The sequence below is a fragment of the Gardnerella sp. C0026F2 genome (assembly GCF_056590715.1).
This window is the reverse complement of sequence record NZ_JBWPWR010000001.1, coordinates 464,146-481,839: the sequence shown is the minus strand read 5'-3', so window position 1 is coordinate 481,839 and position 17,694 is coordinate 464,146. Positions and strand designations below refer to the sequence as shown.

The 17,694-nt window shown below is 39.3% G+C and carries 12 protein-coding genes, 5 tRNA genes and 1 riboswitch; all 17 genes read left to right on the top strand.

From position 1 onward, the window contains the following. Window positions 1-2 precede the first annotated feature (2 nt). On the top strand, window positions 3-1,151 hold the full coding sequence (locus tag AC1EK3_RS01795) for an AAA family ATPase (RefSeq protein WP_480033444.1): 1,149 nt from the start codon (window positions 3-5) through the stop codon (window positions 1,149-1,151). 64 nt (window positions 1,152-1,215) lie between these two features. After that, the gene (locus AC1EK3_RS01790) at window positions 1,216-1,989 is read left to right on the top strand and encodes a helix-turn-helix domain-containing protein (protein ID WP_480033445.1); all 774 of its coding nucleotides are present in this window, start codon (window positions 1,216-1,218) and stop codon (window positions 1,987-1,989) included. A gap of 387 nt (window positions 1,990-2,376) precedes the next feature. Continuing rightward, the gene (locus AC1EK3_RS01785) at window positions 2,377-2,664 is read left to right on the top strand and encodes a hypothetical protein (protein WP_480033446.1); all 288 of its coding nucleotides are present in this window, start codon (window positions 2,377-2,379) and stop codon (window positions 2,662-2,664) included. A 409-nt stretch (window positions 2,665-3,073) separates the two neighbouring features. Continuing rightward, window positions 3,074-3,146: transfer RNA gene (locus AC1EK3_RS01780), tRNA-Gly, on the top strand. A gap of 28 nt (window positions 3,147-3,174) precedes the next feature. Next, window positions 3,175-3,245 (top strand) — tRNA-Cys (locus tag AC1EK3_RS01775). Between the two features lie 30 nt (window positions 3,246-3,275). Continuing rightward, window positions 3,276-3,347: transfer RNA gene (locus AC1EK3_RS01770), tRNA-Val, on the top strand. Window positions 3,348-3,386: 39 nt separating this feature from the next. Next, window positions 3,387-3,459 (top strand) — tRNA-Val (locus AC1EK3_RS01765). A 266-nt stretch (window positions 3,460-3,725) separates the two neighbouring features. Beyond that, window positions 3,726-3,815, top strand: a riboswitch (TPP riboswitch). Window positions 3,816-4,014: 199 nt separating this feature from the next. Beyond that, complete coding sequence (locus AC1EK3_RS01760; RefSeq protein ID WP_119522786.1) at window positions 4,015-5,256, top strand: hydantoinase/carbamoylase family amidase; 1,242 nt, start codon at window positions 4,015-4,017, stop codon at window positions 5,254-5,256. 322 nt (window positions 5,257-5,578) lie between these two features. Beyond that, window positions 5,579-7,063 carry an allantoin permease gene (allW, locus tag AC1EK3_RS01755; RefSeq protein WP_419399376.1) on the top strand — a complete coding sequence of 495 codons (1,485 nt, stop codon included), beginning with the start codon at window positions 5,579-5,581 and terminating at the stop codon, window positions 7,061-7,063. 1 nt (window position 7,064) lies between these two features. Further along, the gene (gene allB / locus AC1EK3_RS01750) at window positions 7,065-8,441 is read left to right on the top strand and encodes an allantoinase AllB (RefSeq protein WP_415685196.1); all 1,377 of its coding nucleotides are present in this window, start codon (window positions 7,065-7,067) and stop codon (window positions 8,439-8,441) included. A 73-nt stretch (window positions 8,442-8,514) separates the two neighbouring features. Continuing rightward, the gene (gene thiS, locus AC1EK3_RS01745) at window positions 8,515-8,712 is read left to right on the top strand and encodes a sulfur carrier protein ThiS (protein ID WP_004106666.1); all 198 of its coding nucleotides are present in this window, start codon (window positions 8,515-8,517) and stop codon (window positions 8,710-8,712) included. Beyond that, window positions 8,713-9,336 (top strand): sulfur carrier protein ThiS adenylyltransferase ThiF, encoded by a 624-nt coding sequence (gene thiF / locus AC1EK3_RS01740; RefSeq protein WP_480033447.1) that lies wholly within the window; start codon window positions 8,713-8,715, stop codon window positions 9,334-9,336. It begins immediately after the preceding gene. Continuing rightward, the gene (locus tag AC1EK3_RS01735) at window positions 9,326-10,093 is read left to right on the top strand and encodes a thiazole synthase (RefSeq protein WP_004108959.1); all 768 of its coding nucleotides are present in this window, start codon (window positions 9,326-9,328) and stop codon (window positions 10,091-10,093) included. Before thiF ends, AC1EK3_RS01735 begins: the two co-directional genes overlap by 11 nt. Before the next feature lie 143 nt (window positions 10,094-10,236). Beyond that, window positions 10,237-10,312: transfer RNA gene (locus AC1EK3_RS01730), tRNA-Gly, on the top strand. Window positions 10,313-10,486: 174 nt separating this feature from the next. Next, a complete protein-coding gene (locus AC1EK3_RS01725; RefSeq protein WP_480033448.1) occupies window positions 10,487-13,729 on the top strand; it encodes a tetratricopeptide repeat protein in 3,243 nt (1,080 codons plus the stop codon). A 58-nt stretch (window positions 13,730-13,787) separates the two neighbouring features. Further along, complete coding sequence (gene ligA, locus AC1EK3_RS01720) at window positions 13,788-16,556, top strand: NAD-dependent DNA ligase LigA (RefSeq protein WP_480033449.1); 2,769 nt, start codon at window positions 13,788-13,790, stop codon at window positions 16,554-16,556. 3 nt (window positions 16,557-16,559) lie between these two features. Next, on the top strand, window positions 16,560-17,687 hold the full coding sequence (locus tag AC1EK3_RS01715) for an Mrp/NBP35 family ATP-binding protein (protein ID WP_119526615.1): 1,128 nt from the start codon (window positions 16,560-16,562) through the stop codon (window positions 17,685-17,687). Window positions 17,688-17,694 lie beyond the last annotated feature (7 nt).

The following is a 17,694-nucleotide window of genomic DNA, read 5'->3' as shown; positions in this document are numbered from 1 at the left end:
ATATGCATAAATTTATACAAGCATGTGCTGGTTGGGGAAAAACGCACGCAATAATTGAGCATTGCATACAAATGCCTACCAACAAGAGACGAATAATAATTACACTAACGTCTTCAGGCCAAAGTGAATTAAGAAGAAGACTAAAAGAAAATATGGGCAAAATAAATATCTACCCTGAAGTAAAAGGCTGGTATGAATTTTTGATTCACGATGTTATAAGTCCTTATCTGCCAAAGAAATTTTCAAATATCAAAATTAGTGGATTTGATTTTGATAAAAATAACGAAAATAAAGTATGGAGAAGACATAAAAAAGGTGAAGTCGGTCGATATTTTACATCAGAAAATAAACTAATCAGAGAGACTGTTGAAGAGCTGTCTGTGGAAATTATGCTAAACGAAGCGTCTGGTTTGGTTGAAGATCGCCTATCTCATATATATGACGAGCTTATAATAGACGAAGTTCAAGATATTAGTCGCACTGGCTTGGATGTACTGGAATTTCTTATTAAACAAACTAAACTAAAAATCTTTTTGGTTGGCGATGTGCGACAATCGTTGATCGATAGCAATTTACAATCAAGTAAAAATAAATCATATGATAGGACAAATCTTATTTCTTGGTTTGAAGAAATTTCAAAAAAAGAAGATGGGAAATTAGAAATAGAGTACAAGAATGTAACGCATCGTTTTAATCAAGAGATAGCAAATTTTTCAGATCAAATTTTTTATAAAAATTCTTTTCCTAACACAATATCAAAACAACACTGTGAAAAAAATATTGAGCATAAGGGTGTTTATATTGTTATGCGTAAAGATTTGCAGGATTATATTGATGAATATAATCCTAAACTTTTACGTCACAGCAAAGCGTGTGGTAAAAATTTAGAGAATTTAGATTTTAAAACTATTGGAAAAGTAAAAGGATTATCGTTTGACCATGTTGCAATATTAGCCACTGGTCCAATATTGAATTTTATTAAAAATAAAGATAAAGTCTTGACACAGAAATCTGCTTGCGAGTTTTATGTAGCTGTTACTCGTCCTAGACATTCAGTTGCTTTAATTGTAAATTCACTTCCTACAATTGATCCTTCATTAAATATTAAGGAATGGAAACCTAGATTGAAGCAAGGTGTGTTTGATCTTTAAACTGATAATTGAAAAAAGTATCAAAACTGTTTCATTAACGCAACAATTTTGATACACTTACATTATGTCTATTTTTGTGAATGATACTCTTCTTACGCGTGAGGAAGCTGCAGCAAAGCTAGCAGTTAGCACTCAGAGAGTTAGCGCATTATGCTCGAATCATTTACTAACAACATACGCATTTGGAAGTAGGAAGATTTTAATTTCACTAGATTCTGTAAATCGTTATAAGCAACAAAACTCTAAAAGCGGTAGGGCATATGCTCCATCATTAGCTTTTGCTGCATTATTTATGCTTAGCGGTTGTGAAGTTTCGTGGATCAATAGACAGCAGAAATATCGTATAGAAGCATATTTGCGTTCAATTACACCACAGGATCTAGTTAATCGATCTAAAAATCGCACGAAAACAATGGAGTATTGGTGTAGAAAATCGCGTTTAGTAGAACTTTCAAAGTACTTAATACTTTCTGCAGCAACCGGAAATATGCGCTCACAATTCCAACTTACGCAAAGTGACAAAATAGAAGGATATATAAGCAGTAATAATTTAGAAGATTTGGTAAATAAATTTCATCTTAAAAATAAAGAAGACGGCGCGGATAGTTCAATAATTAATGTTAGACTCCGCGCTATCGAAGATTCTAATGTTTTCGATTTTATTCGCCAAAATGTGTCTTCACACATTACTGAAGGCACACAAGAATCATCGACAAAATCCCTTATGCCGATCGCAGTGTGCGCTGCAGATTTGGCAGAATCTCTTGACGTTCGCGAGCACCAAGCAGGATTAAACAAGCTCTCGGAACTCCTTAATGAATACAATCTCTCAAAATAAAATGTTATATGACAAAAAAGTTGTGTAATAAAGAGATAGTTGATACTATCGCGAGAAGGAGTCTTCCTGCGTTGAAAGTCGACTTCATGCCGTTGACCGCTTTAACACTTTAGGCGTTGTGTGGGCTCCTTTATTTTGTCTTATAACACATGGATTGTTAAAGACTGTAAAAACAGTTGGAATATACGAAAGCTAGTCATACCCTCAAACCAACTCATTATGAGATTAAAGGGTAAGAGGAGCCCTAGCTTTCACTTCGATTCTATCATATAAGTCTTTCCCACATAAGATGATGCTATCCTAGAAGTGCGTTTATCAAAAAGAAAGAGCTTAGCGTGTTGTTACTGCATATAATGATGTGGAAGATAAGAGAGGAGTGAAAAGCTAATGGATATGATGAAACTTTGTTATGACATGGCTGAAAAACTTCGTTCCTATGCTGAGCCGTATATGAGTGAAGTTGGAAAAGCATTTGCTAATGATGCTATTGGAGCAGGAGAACCGTCAGTTGCAATTGATATTTATTTAGTAGAAGCATGGATGCACAAGAGCGCGCCTAAAGAATTGTTAATCGAAGCCTATAATTTGCTAGATCCTTATGAATGTGGAGATGTCTATGACGATATAGCAGACGATTTAGGTGTACCGCGTAAAGTCCATTCCCCAGATGAATAAAGAATAAATTTTTACCTATAACTACACTTTTTGGCATATAACCCAAAGAGCTGGTCATTCCCCCAAACCTACCCCGTGAAGGGTCAAGGGTAAGGGGAGCCCCAGCTCTCAACTTGATTCTATCATATGAGCACCTTCCTTATACGCAAAGGGTCACCCATATTCTTGTTATTGTTTAGATAGATTTATCATACGCAATAAGCGCGTATCAAAACTGTTTCCTTAACGCAACAATTTTGGCACACCTTCGCCGAATAGAATATATGACACACCAACAGACACACTGAAAAACACGCCAAATAGCACACCAAACGACACGCCAAAATAGGCGAGGGCTTGCATTTGAGAATATTTCGGGTATAGTAGTTACTCGTGCTTCGGCGCTGACATTGTTCAGTAAAGTTGCATTGCGGACATAGCTTAGTTGGTAAAGCGCAACCTTGCCAAGGTTGAGACCGCGGGTTCGAGTCCCGTTGTCCGCTCTAGGTCCGATGAGTTATTCGACCTTACGGTGGGTTAGCCAAGCGGTTAGGCAGCGGCCTGCAAAGCCGTATAGATGAGTTCGACTCTCGTACCCACCTCGATTAAGCTTCAAGCTTAATAAACAACCTGGGCGGTTGGCGCAGTGGTAGCGCACTTCCCTGACACGGAAGGGGTCACAAGTTCGAACCTTGTATCGCCCACTCGAAAGGATTGCCTTTCACGCATAATTAAAAAATTTTGGGTGATTGGCGCAGCGGCTAGCGCACTTCCTTCACACGGAAGGGGTCATAGGTTCGATTCCTATATCACCCACAATATGTTCGCAGTGTAGAAGCACTGCGTTTTTTGTTATCCGGCTATTTTTTATTTCCTAACTTACATATGAAAATTTTTTGCAGCCGAACATACATACAACCACAAATGGAAGCAATATCTCATAGCAGTCAACCAACCAGTCAGTCAGTCAGTCAACCAACCAACCAGCAAAGCAAGCAATCAATCATTTCTTCACAGAAACACACATGCTAATGTTCATTTTGAGTTCATTTAATATCGTGCTATACTCATCCGAGTACAAGTGAAAATTGCAGGGGTACTGGAAACAGTTGAGAAACACCCTTTGAACCTGTTTTGTTAAGACATGCGTAGGGAGCAATTACAGTAAGTGATTTCTTTCTATCACGATTTTCGTGATATCTTGCATTGCCACAAAGTAGTAGCAATTACACGAGTATCAACTAAACAATTAAAAAAAAAAAATTAAAAAAAAACAACTAAAAAACTAAAAACCAAACACCAAAACCAAAAAAATATCCGCCTGAATGTCACTTTTGGGAAAACTTGCACAAGTGAGGAGGAATACTGCACATGATTGATAGCAGCATAAGTGCTGAAACTATAGAATCAGCCATAAGCTGGCTTGCAGGATTCACAGAAAAACCAGGAGAACAAGGAGTTACTCGACCTCTTTACACAAAATCTTGGAAACAGGCTCTTTTTGCTCTTCGTCAACGATTTGAAAAACTCGGTATGACTGTAGAATTCGACCAAGTTGGAAACCTAATTGCAACTGTTGAAGGATGCGAAAAGCCAGAAAGCATAATAGCTTGTGGATCGCATATTGACACAGTTTCAAGAGGAGGTCGTTTTGACGGCCAACTTGGAATAGTTGCAGCCTATTTAGCAATTAAGAATTTACTCACTAGATATGGAAAGCCAAAGAAAAGTCTTCGCATTATCTGCTTAGCAGAAGAGGAAGGCTCACGTTTCCCATACGTATTCTGGGGTTCAAAGAATTTCTTCGGACTAGCCAAAAAAGAGGACGTAGAAAATATTTGCGACAGTGAAGGTGTTCCTTTCGAAACAGCAATGCGTGAAGCTGGGTTCAATTATCAAACAACTCAACCTAAGTTCGCAAATCTTGAAGCCTGGATTGAGCTACACATTGAGCAGGGACCAACGCTTTACAGCAATCACGAAGATTTAGGTATTATCACCAGCATTGCCGGTCAGCATCGTTGGGATATTCATCTTAAAGGCGTACAAAATCACGCTGGCACAACAATGATGTCCTACAGGCACGATGCAGTAGATTGCATGTCTCATATAATCGCCAAGAATCTTGACAAAGCCAAGCAAGCAGGCGACCCACTGGTACTTACTTTCGGTAGAATCAGCGTGGTTCCAAATCAAGTAAATATTGTTCCTGGAGAAGTTACTTTTTCAATGAACTGCCGTCATACAGATAAAGCTTTTCTTGATAAATTCTTGCAGGAACTCGACGAAGATATTCACGAAACTGCTAAGTCTTATGGCATTACAGCGCAGATTGATAAGTGGATGTCTGACGATCCTACACCACTTAGCGACGATATTATTAATCTTTTGAAAGATCAAGCTAATAAGCAAGGTTATGCATACAGAGTCATGCATTCAGGTGCTGGTCAAGATACGCAAATTTTTGCTCCGTTTGTAAAATCCGGAATGATTTTCGTTCCTTCAAAAGATGGTATTAGTCACGCTCCAGAAGAGTACACAGATCCACAAGACGCTGTTCACGGAGTAAAGCTTTTACGAGATGCTCTGCATAGTTTGGCTTATGAGGACTAACTAAAAAACCAACTAAAAAGATAACGAAAAACAAAGAAATAGAAATCTAGGAAGGACACAAAAAGCATATACGATGCAAACTTCACTGCTTAATTAATCGCAGCGAAGAAAAGTGAATATCGAATGAGAGTACAACGCTTATTCACGAATAAGAGGCTGATACGAAGGGGCGCACCACCACGGGTACGACATCCTTTCGTATCTTTTTTTATTTTTGAGCAAAGTTGCGATTATTACTTTCAAAAAAACTCAAAATAAAAAACTCAAAACACAAAACACAAAAAGAATCAAATTTACAAACAAGAAAAGTAAGGAGGTGCGCATGCAAATTAGTAAACTGCTACAAGACGAGCCAGTAGATAGTAAAAACTTGGAATGTTACCGCGAGCGCGGCTACACTAACGAAGATTTACTGCCAAAGCCGCAAGAAAAACGCACAATGAGCGCTCTTAATTTCTGCACTTTGTGGATGCAGTCTGTACACAATATTCCTAATTATGCTGCAGTTGGCGCGTTCCTTTTAATGGGATACTCTCCAATTTACGTAATGATTGGTATCATGCTTGGCGCAATTCTTACAGCAATTGTCATGGTTGCTAACGGTGTTGTAGGTTCCAAATACGGCATACCATTTTCTATGCATTTGCGCGCAACATACGGAAAAGCAGGCGCTCAACTACCAGGATTCCTCAGGGGAGTAGTTGCTGCAATATGCTGGTATGGAATTCAAACATATATAGGTGCGAAAGCTTTAGAGATTCTAGTTGGCAAAATTTGCCCTGAGTTTCTTACTTTTGGAAACAAAATACCATTTGTAGGTTCGCACATACCTATTATTATTTCCTTCGCAATATTTTGGTTGCTTAACTTGGCGATTGGTTTAGGCGGAGGAAAGACTCTTAATAAGCTAACTGTAGTATTAAGCCCACTTATTTACGTTGTTTTTGGTTGCATGAGCGTATGGGCTATTAGCTGTGCTGGTGGATTATCTGCAATCATGCAATATCATGCTACTGTTCAAGCGCCAACTAATTACGGTCTTGGGCTTTTCATGATGATGGTTGTAAATTCTGTGCTGGGCGTTTGGGCTGCTCCTGCCGTTTCTATTGCTGATTTTACGCAAAACGCAAAGTCAACTATGGCTCAACTAAAAGGTCAAATTGCTAGCTTCTTGCTAAGTTACGCGCTTTTTGCTTTTACAAGCGTAATTATTTTAGTGGGCGGATCGCTTTTTTACCATGAAACTATTACAGATGTTCTTGTTATCATAAACAAGTGGGATAATCTTCCTGCAATTGCAATAGCTACTGGGTTGCTTCTACTTACTACAGTTTGTACAAATGCTACTGGAAATATTGTTCCTGCAGCATACCAGCTAACTGCTTTAGCTCCGCGATTTGTAAATTATAAGCGTGGCGTAGTTATTGCAGCTCTTGTAAGCACTGTGTTAATGCCGTGGAAGTTTATGGCTAATATTACAGGCTTCTTGAATCTTATTGGTATGCTTTTAGGTCCTATTGCAGGTGTTCTACTTGCCGACTATTACGTAGTAAAGCGCACGCATATTGATCTTGATCAAATTTATTACGATACAAATAGCTCGTCAAAATCTGCTTATTCTGGAACTAACTGGATATCTTATACTTCTACGATACTTGGGCTTTTATTTGCTCTTTCCGGGCAGATAATTCCTCTACTTTCACCACTTACTCAAATCTCATGGATTGTGGGATGCGCTGTAGGATTCGTGTGTCAAATATTACTATCAAAAGTTTTTCAGCCAACAATGGCTAAAGAAAGGAAATAATATGAACTACGATGTAGTAATCACAAACGGTTTGGTTGTATTCGATAATGAAGCAACTAAAGCCGATATAGCAATTAAAGACGGCAAGTTTGCTGCTTTTGGAAGCAACTTTACAGCCGATAAAACTATTGACGCAACTGATTTAATAGTTGTTCCTGGAAAAGTTGATTCTCACGTTCATATTAACGCTCCAGGCGGCGGCGTTCGCGACGATTGGGAAGGTTTTGTAACAGCAACTTCTGCCGGCGCAAAAGGCGGTATTACTACAATGCTGCAAATGCCTTGCAATCAAATTCCTGCAACTACTGATGGAAAGTCATTTGAAGCAGTGCTTAAAGAAGCAGACGGAAAGCTCAAGGTTGATGTTGGTCAAACTGGTGGCTTGGAACCACAAAACCTCAATGGCGGAATATGCGAGCAAGATAAGCAGGGTGTCGTTAATTACAAAGCATTCCTCGGCACTACTGGCGACAAGGATTTGCAAGTTGATTTGTATAATTGCGACGATTATTCCCTCTACACCGGTATGCAGCAGATTGCAAAAACCGGCAAAATTTTGATTATGCATTGCGAAAACGCTCCTATCACAGATCAGCTTGGAAAGAAAGCTCATCAAATGGGAGCTAGAAAACTTTCTGAGTTCGTAGCAACCAGACCTGTTTTCACTGAAGTTGAAGCGATTGAACGCGCTTGTCTTTTTGCTAAAGAAACTGGATGCAGAATTCATATTGTTCATGTTTCTTCACCAGAAGGCGCTCAAGCTGTTGCTGACGCTCGTAAGAATGGCGTTGACGTAAGCTGCGAAACTTGCAACCATTACCTATATTTCGACACTTCTGAGCTTGACGAGATTGGAAATATCGCTAAGTGCACTCCGCCAATTCGTGACAAGGAAAACCAGAATGGCTTGTGGGAAAAGGTTTTTGACGGTTCTATTAACTTCATTGTTTCCGACCATTCGCCAGCTCCTTTGAGTTTGAAGCAAACTGATGATGCTTTCACAGCTTGGGGTGGTATTGGTAGCGTTCAAAACGATGTTGATGTGTTCTTTGATGAAGCTGTGCAAAAGCGCGGAATGTCATTAACTCAATTTGTGGCATTGAATTCTAGCAATTCTGCAAAACGCTTCGATTTGAAAGGAAAAGGCAGCATACGTTTGGGTTATGACGCAGATCTTGCATTCATTAAACCAAATGCTCCTTATGTTCTTAAAGCTGAGGATCTTGAGTATCGCAATAAGTTCAGCCCGTACGTTGGACGCACTATTGGCTGCCAGGTGGTAAGAACTTTGCTTCGCGGTGAAGAAATTTACAGCAAAGAAAACGGAGTTTGCGAAGACTTTAAGGGCAAGTTTATTCTTCATCCTGCTAAGGCTTAGGTAGAATATTTAAACGTAATATTCAAACGTAATATTCAAAACTTAAAGCATATTCTACAGAAAGGAGGTAAGTGTGCTGAAACTTAATCACGATACTGTGGATTATGTTGAGAACGAGAATTTACTTGAACTACTTAAGCGCGAAGGCTACGACAGTACTTTTGTTGCAATAGAAGTTGATGGTGAATTAGTAAAACGCAAAGATTTTGAAACTTTCATAGTTAAAGATAACGCAAAAATTGAAGTATTTAGCATTATGGGAGGAGGATGAATGGAAAGTGACGATATTCGCGCAAAAGTTCTTAAACGTCAGCTAAAGGAAGATAATGATTTGTTTGCTCAACAATCAGTTTCAATACTTGGCTGCGGCGGTTTGGGATCAAATATTGCGTTAATGCTTGCGCGAGCCGGCGTAAAAAAGTTGTACATTTACGATTTTGACAGTATCGAGTATTCGAATTTAAACCGTCAAAATTATACGATTAACGAAATTGGACAACATAAAGTACATGCTACTAAAGCGCGACTTAATGAAACTTTGCCGTACGTTGAAGTAGAAGCTTTCGTGCAAAAAGTTACGCCGGAATCGTTAGATGAGATTGCTGAGCGCTCCGACTTGTTTATTGAAGCATTCGACAATCGCGAATCAAAAGCAATGGTTCTTGACTATTTCATGAATCATCCTAACAAATATGTTATTACTGCTTCTGGCTTATCTGGACTTGGAGATATTAGGAACGTCAAAATTAAGCATCTTTCAAACGTGTGCTTAGTAGGTGATTTTAAGTCTTCTCCTGAAGAAGGCTTGTATTTGCCTTATGTTTCGATTATCGCAAGTTTAGAAGCGTTAGAAGCGTTGAAATGGATAAAAAATGGAGGAAATTATGGAGAATGAAGATTATTTAGAATTAGGTGGTAAGAAGTTTACTTCTCGATACATTTTGGGTTCTGGAAAGTATTCTGAGGAGCTTATTGATGCCGCAGTAAATAGCGCTAAAGCTGAAATGATTACTGTAGCAATTCGCTATAGTGAGAAAGCTGCAGGAATTTTAAAGCATATTCCAGAAGGCGTTACCATTTTGCCTAATACTAGCGGATGCGTAACTGTAGAGGAAGCAGTTAACACTGCTCATATTGCTCGCGAAATGGGTTGCGGTAACTTCATCAAGCTTGAGATTATTCCTGATCGCAAGTATTTGTTGCCAAACAATGAAGCTACTTTGCAAGCAACAAAGATTTTGGCTGACGAAGGCTTTACTGTTCTTCCTTACATGTATCCAGATTTGTACTTTGCTAAGGCAATGCGCGACGCTGGCGCTGCTGCAATTATGCCTCTCGGCTCTTTGATTGGCTCTAACAAGGGTCTTGAAACTAAGAAGTTTATTCAGCTTATTATCGACGAAATCGATCTTCCTGTTATTGTCGATGCTGGCATTGGCGTTCCAAGCCAGGCTGCTGAAGCAATGGAAATGGGTGCTGCAGCTGTAATGGCAAATACTGGAGTTGCTACTGCAAACGATATTGTGCTTATGGCTAAAGCTTTCAAGCTTGGTATTGAAGCAGGTCGCGCAGCTTATCTTGCAGGCCCTGGTCGAGTGCTTGAAAAGGGTGCAACACCATCTTCTCCAAAGCGCGATGACGAAAGCAAGTAAGCAAACAAATAAAATAAGTATTCAACTTAAAACACTAAAAATCTGAAACAAGTAAGCCTTACAAGTGCAGCCAGTACTTGTAAGGCTTGCGACATACCTAATTTGCACTTTTTATGAAAATGATATAAGGTATTCACTTGTTTGCGGACATAGCTTAGTTGGTAAAGCGCAACCTTGCCAAGGTTGAGACCGCGGGTTCGAGTCCCGTTGTCCGCTCCATTTGAAAATAAAATATCCACAATTCTGCAACATTCACACATCGAACATGCGTTTCCTATATACTACTTATATACTGAACTATGATGTGACGAGTGCAGTCAGCACATAAGATTAAATGCTGAATGCTTACGAACGCAACTTGCATTATGTCAACGACTTGAAAGAATGGGGATTATGGCTGAAGACGTGCAATCTACCGAGCAGACACACTCTAAAGAAGATCGTATGTCAATCATGTCAGACGCTATTGATTCCTTATGGCAACAAGGCGAAATTACTTCCATTCCTACTTTTTCTAAGCACCGTATTTTTCGTGATTTTCCAGGACTTCCAGCAAATACCCAACTAGCTTGGTTTAAAATCCCTGGGAAACTATTTGGAATTGCGCTAGGTTTATGCAAAGATGATGGAAAACATTTTCGTCAACTTGCAATTGCAGACAAAGATGGGAGAGTTTACACAGGAGATAAAGTAACTCCTGTAGAAGCAATTGAGCGCATACCACAGTTGTCATTTATTGAGCAAGGGTCTTTTAATCTATATAACAAAACTAGATTCTATGGATCTAAGCAAATACAAGCATCACATAACTTTACAAAACAACTACAAAACGTATTTAAAAATTTACGAAAAAAGAAAGTAAATAAGAATACTTCAAGCTCATACGCAAAACAAAACATTAACGATAAGCCTTTTGTCTATGGCGATGTTGTTATGCAAGTTTCTTTAGATGATGGCTTGCATCAAGTTGCTTCATGGATTTGCTTAAACAATGGAAAGCATAAAAAATATACTATCGAAGGCACACGCTTATCGTTGAGTGACGATTTTAGATGCAATCTTTCATATGAAGACGCTATTGCTACAGTATTTTTTGCGACTTTTTTTGTGCCAGATTTACACCAATCATTAGTTGGTTTTGGATATTTTCACGTATTACACCGCTTGCATACAGAAGCTCCTCTTGGCGCAATAAGAAGAAGCGTTTCCGATATTAAAACTGCGCGCAAAGAAGGTTTTAGAGTTTCCGGTTTGGAAGAATACTACGAACGCGTCATGCGCGACGTTGGAGCATTAGAGCAAACTCACAGTCTAGAAGCAGTTCATGCAGCGGAAAGATTACACTTACAACCTGCACAGAAAACTTCAGCACATTACTTGATTTGGGATGATTCATTAGAGCCTTCTGCAGCTTTGAAAGTGTTGCGCATTGAAGGTGCATTAAACAGACTACAAGCAATTTATCAATGCATTCAAGCAAACGCATCGCAAGGTGGTAAAAGTTTAGAAGATAATATTACTTGCGAGCGCATTTGTGCTATCGATAACTCATTTATTGAAGATCCAGCTTTTATTGCTAGCGAAGATTTAGGAATGCAAAGTTTCGGAGATCCTACGCAAGATGACTGCATTCGCCCATTAATGCATTTATGGCGCAAAGCTCGCAAGTGCCAACAGTCTGCATCGTATTTAAAACAGACTGAAGCAGGAGAGTGGTTGTATCGCCAATCTTTAGCTGAACTTATTCGTAGCCTGTATTTACCGTTCCGTTTTGATGCAGATTTTCGCTCTAATTTAGGAGATGGGAAAGTTGCATTAGCTTTTACAGCAACAGGATCATCACTAATGCCAAGAAGTATCTACGATACTAATAAAAATAAGTGGCATGAGTATAGCGATAGCGAAAAGTCCAATATTTCAGTAAATTACAATTTGAGAATTGGAATTATGCTTGCAACTCTCGCTTTTGGTATTAGCGATAAAATACAGCAAGTTTCTATTAGACTTGACTCTATAGGTTTAGAAGAAATGGTTGCTGCACAAGATAGCGCTATTAGCAATCTACTAAATCGTACGCTAAGAGCACTAAATAGAATTGATAACAATAGTACGCACGAAAAAGGTGAGCCAAAAGATGGAGACATTCATGGCGACCCTTCTAAGTTGCAAGATTTGCAACACCTACCGTTTGCTGATGTTGTAGAAGCTGCGCAATCATTAGTAGATGAGCATAGTGATGATTTAACAAGCGCGATGGAAGTCGGAAACAATGAAAACAACGCAAATAACACAAATCCTTTAGCAGCATTTAGCGAACCGCCAGAAGTGCGGACTTTAATAACCGTCACTTTCGAACGTGACAATTTCGTAAAACATATTCGCTCGCACGGATTACAAAATCCTATAGAATTCTACAAAAAATCTAACGCGCGTATAAGCTTAAACGAAAATTGCAAGCTTAACACTGTAGAACCATCATTCGATTTGCATGACACTTGCTTCTCGCCTAACGGTGCACAGGAAGAGCCAGAATTTTCAGACACACTATTTAACGAAGAACAAGAAGAAATACTCGGAACAGAACATGCTAAAGGTCTTTCTATACAACGAGAAGACTTGCTACAGCAAGCAGTCGCCGATTTTCATCATATTGCTTCACAACCATTGCTAACAACAGCTGAAAAAGCTCGTGAAGCAATGAATATCATCGAACAAATTGGCGACCCAGAGCTTAACAACCAAGCAGATATAGTAACTCGTTCACTTATTGACGAAACTACAATACCGGAACTTCATTTCAAAGCATCTCAAAATATAAGAGATATGCGCATACACGCCCAAGAACAACTCATAGAGGGCGACATTAAACAAGCATTAGAATCTTATGAGAACAATATTGCAAAATTTGACACCATGTTCGCAATAGATAATGCTGTGCCACGTTACTTTAATTCATATGCAGAACGAGTAGTGTACAACCGCTTATTCGCAACACCAGACGAGCAAACACTACTTATTCCAGACGGATTATTCTACGCCCACATGGAATTAGCAGATTTGCTCTCACAACTACATCAATATGATGCGGCGTTAAAACATTTAAACACAATGGTTTCATACGCTCCAACATACGCATTATCGCATTTGCGACTTGCAGCAGCGTTATCGCAACAAGAAGATTGGACGTCAACAGTAGCAGCATGTCTAAACGCACTTCGAGTAGCATTAGACAAAGACGACGCAGCATTCGCATACTATAGATTAGCTTATGCAGCTTGGATGCAAGACAAGTTCACTCTGGCAGCAAGCGCTTACCGAATGGCAGACTATTTAGCTCCAGGAAGAATAGAACCGCTACAAATGGAACTAGAAGAGTTATTATCACGAATGCGCTCGCAGTGTTATAAAGCTCCTACTAGTATGGATGATGTTAGACATTGCTTTATGAGTGACGATATTCCTGTCTGGCCTAATATTGAAGCAAATCATATTATTGGAAAAGCTGCAAAGCTAACTGTTGACGATGGAATGTTTGTAATTGCAAGAACTTTGTGTGTAGCGCATATTCGAATGTCGCTGAATGACGATTGTGAAGGTGCAGTACAATCACAGTTCTTACGTTCATTAAATGCGTAACTGGTAAGTGACATAATCTATATAAAGCAACAGCTGATTTGAAGGGGGTTTCATGAGTATGGCTCACGATGATATCGAGTCAAAAAACGTACAATGGACTCTTTTTGACGATTTTGACGAGCAAAATGAGACTCATGAAAATACGCAAAAAACAGATACATGGATTGCTCAACTTCAACCAACAGACACTGATGCGTTGGCTCTTGGAAACTTGCAGCCAGCGACGCTTACTATAGAGCAAGCTGCGAAACTTTGGGCAAAATTGGCAGCTTGGGCACAATCTGATCAAATTGCTTATTACGTAGAAGATTCTCCGACTAGTTCAGACGCAGCATATGATGCAAGAATGCGAGCGCTAAGTGCTTTAGAAGCTGCCTTCCCAACTTTAGATACTCCTCAATCCCCAACACATCGCGTAGGTGGAACTTTTTCTAACGATTTTACTTCTGTAAAGCATCCGTCTCGAATGATGAGTTTGGATGACGTATTTTCAATTGAAGAATTACACGATTGGTATAACAGCGTAATTCGCGATTTACAATGGGATGAGTCTAAACCTCTTCCTATGACTTGCGAAGTAAAAATTGATGGTCTTGCTTTAAATCTTATTTATCGCAACGGTACTCTTGAACAAGGTCTTACTAGAGGCGATGGCGTAACTGGCGAAGATATTACATTAAACGTAAGAACGATTGAAGCAATACCAACACAGCTTCATTCTGACAATCCTGACGATATTCCTGAGTTCGTGGAAATTCGTGGCGAAGTTTTTATGAAATGGGAAGACTTCAGAAAATTAAATGATGAACAAGAAAATGCTGGACGAGTTGCTTTTGCAAACCCTCGTAACGCTGCAGCTGGCTCTTTGCGCCAAAAAGATCCACGAATTACAGCTACGCGTCGATTAAGCTTTTTTGCACACGGACTAGGTGAGCTTCGTTGGAAAGAAAATACAAGCCATAACAATAGTGAAACAAAATTTAATCAGTCTGACGCATATAAGTTCTATCAACAGTGGGGAATACCTGTTTCTCCGTACACAAGAAAAGTCACAAATTTTTCTGAAATAGAAGAAATGATTGACTATTACGGAGAGCATAGAGCAAATATTTTGCACGCTTTAGACGGCATAGTTGTAAAAGTTGATGACAGAGCATTACAGCATCAACTAGGAGCTACTTCTAGAGCTCCACGATGGGCTATTGCGTACAAGTATCCTCCTGAAGAAGTTAATACTTATTTGAAGGATATTATTGTCCAGGTTGGAAGAACTGGAAGAGTAACTCCTGTAGCTGTTCTTGAACCTGTTACTGTAGCAGGATCGACAATTTCTCGCACAACTCTTCATAATGCTTACGAAGTTGAACATAAAGGTGTGCTAATTGGCGATACTGTAGTAGTACGTAAAGCTGGGGATGTTATTCCGGAATTAGTCGGACCGGTACTGAAAGCTAGGGAAGGGCGAGAAAATGAACTTAGAAAGTTTGTTATGCCAGAATACTGCCCATCTTGTGGAACTAAGCTAGCTCCTGCAAAAGAGGGAGATAAAGACATTCGTTGCCCAAATGTAGAAAACTGCCCAGCTCAACTTACAGAACGAATAATTCACTTGGCTTCCAGACAAGCTTTTGATATTGAAAATTTGGGCGATAACGCTGCGCTAGCTCTTACAAATCCTGAGGATTGCAGACCTACAACTGCAGAAGTTTACTGCCCAGATATGGATAAAATTATAATTCAGCGAGGCGCAACTCAACAACCATATATACCGTCACCAGATTTAACGCTACCTGAACCACAAAATCCAGTACTTAGAAATGAAGCTGGATTATTTAGTATTACTGCCGACGATTTGCAAAATGTAATGGTTTGGAAAGAAATTCCTCTTGTTGAAGAGTGGAAAGAAGTTAGTAAAGACGGTAGCTTTAAAAAGCATACACGCAAAATAGGCGGATCTGGTCTTTGGCACCAAGTTAGAGCATTTTGGACTCGCACAATCGAAGCAAAGTTATCTACAAATTACGAAGCGGCAGAAACTTCCGAAAAAACTACTTCACCAAACGAACAATGGGATACTCAATATCCTAAATTCCAAGTTCCAATTGACGCTAAAGTAGTACTTTGGAAAAATAAGCGCATTACTAGAAATGCTAAAACTAGCGGAAACGATAAAGAAACAATAAATGTGCCATGGTATACAAGACCTTCTGAAACTACTCGTAGTATGCTTGAAGAAATAGCTCAAAAAGGCAAGAATGCAGCACTGTGGCGAGTTTTGGTTGCTTTATCTATTCGTAGACTAGGTCCACCAACTGCACGTCTTATAGCGGCAAATTTTGGATCTTTAGATAATATTTCCAAAGCATCTATTGAAGAACTTACACAAATTGATGGAGTTGGTCCTGAAATTGCGCAAGCAGTATACAACTGGTTCCAACAAGCTAATGACCCTGCTAATTGGCAATTTGAAGTATTAAAATCGTGGCAAGAAGCAGGTGTAGTAGGGAAAGTTGAAGCATCATCTTTCGCTCAAACATTAGTAGGTAAAACAATAGTTGTTACAGGATCTTTGCAAGGATTTACAAGAGACAGCGCAAAAGAAGCTATAGTCTCAAGAGGAGGCAAAGCATCAGGATCAGTAAGCAAGAACACATATTGCGTTATTCTAGGCGAAAATGCAGGATCCAAGGCAACTAAAGCGCAAGAACTTGGCATTCCTATGCTTAACGAACAACAGTTTAATACTCTTTTAAAAACTGGGAACTTAGAAGAAACACTACAAATTGCAAATAATACTGTTCCAAATCTCATTGCTGAGGAATCATAACGCATGAATACAAGTGAACTCGAAAAACAAGTTTACGATTTGCTGGGTAGCGTTATTGATCCAGAATTAGGTCGCTCTGTTACCGAATTAAATATGGTAACCGGAGTGCATGTGATAAAAAAAGCTGAAACCATTGATGCAACAAAGTTTGCTTATGATGTAGAGATAAATCTTGAACTTACTGTGCCAAATTGCCCTCTTGCAGAAGTAATTACAGGACGAGTTCAAGAAGCTATATCTAAATATCCTCAAGCAATACTCATACCGCACGTTAACGCTACTGCAATGAGTAAAACTAAATTAGAAAAGTTGGTTGCAGATTTAAAAGCTGAACGCAAAGAAAATCCATTTAATAAAGCTGGCACTCGCACGAGAATTTTTGCTATAGCTTCTGGGAAAGGCGGAGTTGGAAAATCCTCTATAACTGCTAATTTAGCTGCAACTTTTGCAGCATTAGGTTACGATACTGCAGCTATTGATGCCGATATTTACGGCTTTTCTTTACCGCGAATGTTTGGAGTTAATTCTCAACCAACAAATTTAAACGGAATGCTTATGCCTGTAGTTGCTTGGGGAGTAAAGCTTATTTCTATTGGAATGTTTGCTGGAACTGATCGTGCTATTTTGTGGAGAGGACCACGATTACAACGTTCTTTAGAACAGTTTCTTTCAGATGTTTGGTGGGGCAACCCTGATGTTTTACTTCTTGATTTAGCTCCAGGCACAGGAGATATGGCATTAGCTGTAGCGCAATCCTTACCAAACGTAGAGCTTGTTGTAGTAACAACTCCACAGCCTAGCGCATCAGATGTAGCAGTTAGGTCAGGTCTTATGGCTTTGCAAATTCCTGTAAAAGTTCGCGGAGTTGTTGAGAACATGAGCTGGTTTGATAATAACGGCGAGCGCTTAGAATTATTTGGTTCAGGAGGAGGAAAGAGAGTAAGCGAACAGCTTTGTAACGCTCTTGACACTAATGTGCCTCTTTTAGCTCAACTTCCTTTAGATCCTGCGCTTAGAGAAACTGGTGAAGCAGGGCGACCTGCTGTTTTAACCGAAGATGGAAAATTGGCAGATTCTAATTTAGCTAATACTTTTATTCATTTAGCTAAATCTTTAATAAAAAACTCTTAAAGCAAAT